The 3,866-nt window shown below is 42.9% G+C and carries 3 protein-coding genes; 2 read left to right on the top strand and 1 reads right to left on the bottom strand.

Features of this window, described 5'->3' with window-relative positions; translation table 11 throughout:
• The first annotated feature begins 296 nt into the window (after positions 1 to 296).
• Entirely contained in the window at positions 297 to 1,091 is a 795-nt protein-coding gene (locus tag LFYK43_RS11890) for an aldo/keto reductase (protein ID WP_124978551.1), read from the top strand.
• 332 nt (positions 1,092 to 1,423) lie between these two features.
• Here the strand turns inward: LFYK43_RS11890 and LFYK43_RS11885 are convergent, their stop codons facing one another.
• A complete protein-coding gene (locus LFYK43_RS11885; RefSeq protein ID WP_124978549.1) occupies positions 1,424 to 1,906 on the bottom strand; it encodes a Dps family protein in 483 nt (160 codons plus the stop codon).
• 319 nt (positions 1,907 to 2,225) lie between these two features.
• Between LFYK43_RS11885 and LFYK43_RS11880 the strand changes: the two genes are divergently transcribed.
• Positions 2,226 to 3,368 carry a polysaccharide pyruvyl transferase family protein gene (locus LFYK43_RS11880; protein WP_124978547.1) on the top strand — a complete coding sequence of 381 codons (1,143 nt, stop codon included), beginning with the start codon at positions 2,226 to 2,228 and terminating at the stop codon, positions 3,366 to 3,368.
• Positions 3,369 to 3,866 lie beyond the last annotated feature (498 nt).

The raw sequence follows: 3,866 nt of genomic DNA, 5'->3' as shown, positions 1-3,866 counted from the left end.
GAAGAGACGATTCACTCTTTAAAATTTTGACTAATTCAGCTACAATATTATTCATGGGGCTATTATCCTCTTTTCATGTTTTGTGATGATTACATGTATAAGGATAATAGTCCTTTTTGGTATTAAGCAAGCACTATTTTTAGCCTGCACGACATTGTGAACTTTCAAACTAGAAGAAAAAGCCCTAATTTTTTAAAACCAACCAAAACTTTACACTTAGCCGGTGAACCAAACAAGATATTTGACGATAGAGCCTCTTGCTTCTAAAATGAACTCTCAGCAAGGAGGCATGCTGCATGGAACAAATTACCTTGAATAATGACGTGAAAATTCCGCAATTAGGTTTGGGAGTTTTTCAGATCGAAGACCAGAAGGTTTTACAGGATGCGGTTCAAGCCGCAATCAAAGATGGTTACCGGCATTTTGATACGGCAGCATTATACCGGAATGAAAAAGAGCTCGGTCAGGTCTTAGCCGACAGCGGACTTAAACGAGACGAATATTTTGTGACGTCCAAAGTCTGGAACGATGTGACCACTTATGATGAAACTAAAGCGGCTTTTGCAGAAAGCCTAAAAAAGTTGGGGACAGAGTACTTGGACCTGTATTTGATCCACTGGCCAACGGAAGGTTATCTGGAAAAATGGCGCGCTTTAGAAGATCTTTATGAAGACGGGAAGGTTCGCGCGATCGGTGTTTCGAATTTCGAAAAAGATGACCTGGCCAACCTATTGACGAATGCCCGGGTCAAGCCAGCCGTGGATCAAGTTGAGACTCACCCTTATTATCAAAGGCCTGAGCTGCATCAGCTATTAACCGAGTTGGGGATCGCCTATGAGTCTTGGAGTCCTTTGGGGCGGGCGCAAAACGGTGCCTTACAGGACCCGACGATCGCCGCGATCGCGCAGGCACATGAAAAGAGCACAGCCCAAGTTATTTTACGCTGGCATCTGCAGCTCGGTGAGATCGTGATCCCGAAGTCAACGCATGCAGCTCGGATCGCTGAAAATAGTGCGGTATTTGACTTTGAGCTCACACCGGAAGAAATGACACTGATTGCTCAACTCGATCAGGGTCAGGCTGTTGGGTAATTTTTTAGTATAAAAACTGATTTTCGCAACTTAAAATAGAACAAAGAAATAACACGGAGCTTTCTTAAACCAGAAGAAATCTCCGTGTTATTTTTAGCAAACTGGAAGTATTTTGTTTGAAAATAAAAACATGGTCCAACGAGATTTTGCACCAATACTGAACTTTTAGAGAAGTATTTGCCTGGAACTGAGTAGTATCCACATCCGTCGCATCTGGATACTATTTTGCCAGATTCTAGCGACTCAGCCAAAACATTGTTGGCATTTCAGAAAATATTTTTTTGAACAGCAAAGCAATACTAAGACTTTAGCCAGTGTTTCTATCTTGTGCTTTATTCGCCGTCAAACGGACCTTGGTCAAGGTAGGCTGATAACATCCAGATTTTCTTGTCCAAATCGGACTTAAAGCCATTGATCATGTCTTGAGTTGGCTGGTCGTTTTCTTCATCAGTTACTTCGATCGCCTTTTGGAACTGGTCACGCACATATCTAAACTGAGTGACTAAACGCTGCATTAGTTCAGGCAAAGTATATTGACCAAAAGTGATTTTGTCATCAGGCAGACCAGTATGTTCGATGAATTCATGGGTCGTTGCATAAGGAGCGCCGTTTAATGCGATCAGACGCTCAGCAACTTGGTCGAGTTCATCGGCAAAATCTTCGTTAAATTCGTCCATTTGCGGGTGTAAATTGAAGAATTGCTTGCCCCGCATATACCAGTGAACTTGATGGACGCTGGTCTGGATCTGAGACAGGTCCGCGACTAGTTGATTTAGCTGCTCGCGCGTCTTGGGATAATCGTACTTTTGATTCATAATAATATCTTCCTCCTTAAAATATGGTAACCCTTACAGCTCTCATTATAGATTCTTTTAACGTTAGTACAAGCAAAACGGGTTATATTTCGATAAGTATAGCTGAAATTAAGCGACTGGCGGCTAACGAAAGGTCAGCACGGTTTTGGAGGCGACAGAGTTTGAAACCCCTATCATTGGAATTTAACGGATTCCTTAAGTTATAATGTGCTTTAGTAACAGAAATTTGTTTTGATTGAATTTCTGCTTGAACCTTTTTTATAGTTATCAAAATGAGCAGATTTATTTTGTTAAGATGTCGTGGAAGGAGTGGTGTTCAATGTCAGTCGAGCTGGAAAAACAAGCAGAACGTTGGAATTTAGATTACGCGCAAGGAAGACTAAGTTTGACAGAATTTTTGCAGCGATTGCCCCGCAACCAGCAGCGATTCTTCATGTTCGGGATCCCGACTTACAATAACCTGGGGGATCAGATGATCGGCTTCGCGCAGAAGCTCTTTTTTCAAAGGTATTTCCCCCAGCTGCAGTATATCGAGATCACGGAACCGCAAACGGATCAAGCAATTGCTGAACTTTTACCGGAAGTTCGCTCCAGTGACATGGTCGGCTTTATTGGCGGCGGCAATATCGGCAGTTATTACCTCAATCATGAACGCGCGCGGCGCAAAGTTTTTGGGACCTTTGTCAATAATCTGACTATTTCCTTTCCGCAATCAGTTAATTTCGCTCAGACTGCCCAGGGACAGCGCGAATTGGGGCTCAGTCAAGCAGCCTACGGCAAAAATCCCAATTTGACCCTTTGCGCACGAGAAACCCAGACCTTCCGGCGGTTTCAGCAGTATTTTGATAATAATGTTTTATTTACCGGCGATATGGTCATGACCTTAGATCCGTTGCCAGGCGACGTTAAGCGAGAAGGCATTCTCTTAGTTATGCGGCATGATGATGAAAAAGTCACAGAAGATGATCTCTTAGCCAAATTGACAGAACAGCTGACTAAGATGGGACAAGAAGTTGAACAGACTGACACGGTCGTTCCCTTTAAAGCAGGCGATGGGCAGGAAAATGATCCTAGCAAATCCCCCCTGCGATTAAATGAGCGTTGGCAGCTCTTTACCGATAAACTCGACGAATTGCGGAAGGCTAAGGTTGTGATCACCGATCGGCTGCATGGGATGATTTTTTCAGTGATCACACAGACACCATGCCTAGTGTTTGATAATAGTTATGGTAAGGCCAGCACTTCATACTATAACTGGTTTGAGGATCTGAATTACGTCCAGCATACGACCGAAAAAGACCCGCAAAAAATTATTCAGATCGTCAAGGAACTTGAGCAAGTCAGAAGGCCTGATCGTTATTATTTCGAGCATAGTTATGACGGCTTGATCAATCTGATCCAAGACAACCTTGTTGTCCAGCAGGAAAGTGATATTCCTTTAAAAGGCAGTTCGTTTAACTAATGGGAATCAGGGTCTTCAAGTTAAATAATTTGCCGAGAATTATGAAGTATATTATCCTAAAAGCATAGGATGCTTTTCACAATGGTATTTTAGTGGAAGATAGATATGATAAAGAGTCTTTTGGTTACGGCAGTGAGAGTTGATAAAAAGGCTGGGGTCAGGAATTATTTCCTCAACCTCAGCCTTTTTTGGTGAAAACAATTTGGCGCAAAGAAAAAACTCATAGTCTAAATCGTACACCATGAGTTTCTGTTCCGAGAATATTCGGCTGCTAAGTGACTTTGACCTTCGATGCTAAGAAGCGCATCAAAGTCCAAAGGCCATTAGTGCTCGGCTGCTAAACGCCTTGCTTCACCTTGTTTAGTCTGGTTCCGCAAGGCAGCAGCCTATGCCTAAGTGACTTTGACCTTCGATGCTAAGAAGCGCATCAAAGTCCAAAGTCCATTAGTGCTCGGCAGCTAAACGCCTTGCTTCACCTTGTTTTTAGTCTTGGAATAC

This window comes from Ligilactobacillus salitolerans (genome assembly GCF_003864415.1).
GTDB classification, from domain to species: domain Bacteria; phylum Bacillota; class Bacilli; order Lactobacillales; family Lactobacillaceae; genus Ligilactobacillus; species Ligilactobacillus salitolerans.
This window is presented reverse-complemented; position numbering and strand designations above follow the sequence as displayed.

Excerpts from the sequence above, each read along its gene's own strand:
- LFYK43_RS11890 (WP_124978551.1), top strand. The coding sequence starts at position 297 with ATGGAACAAATTACCTTGAATAATGACGTGAAAATTCCGCAATTAGGT.
- LFYK43_RS11885 (WP_124978549.1), bottom strand. The coding sequence starts at position 1,906 with ATGAATCAAAAGTACGATTATCCCAAGACGCGCGAGCAGCTAAATCAA.
- LFYK43_RS11880 (WP_124978547.1), top strand. The coding sequence starts at position 2,226 with ATGTCAGTCGAGCTGGAAAAACAAGCAGAACGTTGGAATTTAGATTAC.